A 761-nucleotide genomic window follows, 5' to 3' on the forward strand; every position below is an offset into this window, starting at 1 on the left:
ATATAGCTCTTTAAAAATGACGAAGCTTGCGCTTCATTCAAAAATTGTAAAACTTTTTTTGCCTCATCGTTCAGTTTTCAAAGTTCGTCGGTTTAAAGAATTGGTGGAGCCTAGCGGGATCGAACCGCTGACCTCCTGCGTGCAAGGCAGGCGCTCTCCCAGCTGAGCTAAGGCCCCAAAAGTTATGATGGTCGGGAAGACAGGATTCGAACCTGCGACCCCTTGGTCCCAAACCAAGTGCTCTACCAAGCTGAGCTACTTCCCGAAATAGATGGTGCACCCTGAGAGATTCGAACTCCCGGCCTTTAGATTCGTAGTCTAACGCTCTATCCAGCTGAGCTAAGGGTGCGAGACGAATGAACTTTCATGGGATATTAAGATGGTACCGAGGGCCGGACTTGAACCGGCACGAGGAAACCCTCGCAGGATTTTAAGTCCTGTGCGTCTACCAATTCCGCCACCCCGGCAAGGTATAATTCATGCGGTAGACTATTTTAAAAAATGGTGCCGGCGAAAGGATTCGAACCCTCGACCCTCTGATTACAAGTCAGATGCTCTACCAACTGAGCTACACCGGCAGGTGTAATGGTGGAGGATGACGGGATCGAACCGCCGACCCCCTGCTTGTAAGGCAGGTGCTCTCCCAGCTGAGCTAATCCTCCAAATATGTAATGCCTGGCAGCGTCCTATCCTCACAGGGGGAGACCCCCAACTACTTTCGGCGCTGAAGCGCTTAACTTCCGTGTTCGGCATGGGAACGG

At 51.4% G+C, this 761-nt stretch carries 6 tRNA genes and 1 rRNA gene; all 7 read right to left on the reverse strand.

Annotated features, from left to right (window positions below):
* Positions 1–101 precede the first annotated feature (101 nt).
* Positions 102–177, reverse strand: a tRNA-Ala gene (locus KNP68_RS15075).
* An 11-nt stretch (positions 178–188) separates the two neighbouring features.
* A tRNA-Pro gene (locus KNP68_RS15080) sits at positions 189–265 on the reverse strand.
* A 7-nt stretch (positions 266–272) separates the two neighbouring features.
* Positions 273–349: transfer RNA gene (locus KNP68_RS15085), tRNA-Arg, on the reverse strand.
* A 31-nt stretch (positions 350–380) separates the two neighbouring features.
* A tRNA-Leu gene (locus tag KNP68_RS15090) sits at positions 381–467 on the reverse strand.
* A gap of 35 nt (positions 468–502) precedes the next feature.
* A tRNA-Thr gene (locus tag KNP68_RS15095) sits at positions 503–578 on the reverse strand.
* Positions 579–586: 8 nt separating this feature from the next.
* Positions 587–662: transfer RNA gene (locus KNP68_RS15100), tRNA-Val, on the reverse strand.
* Between the two features lie 11 nt (positions 663–673).
* Positions 674–761: ribosomal RNA gene (gene rrf / locus KNP68_RS15105) — 5S ribosomal RNA — on the reverse strand; the annotation flags it as partial.

Origin of the sequence: Exiguobacterium sp. s50 (assembly GCF_018618175.1) — a bacterium.
GTDB lineage: Bacteria > Bacillota > Bacilli > Exiguobacteriales > Exiguobacteriaceae > Exiguobacterium > Exiguobacterium chiriqhucha.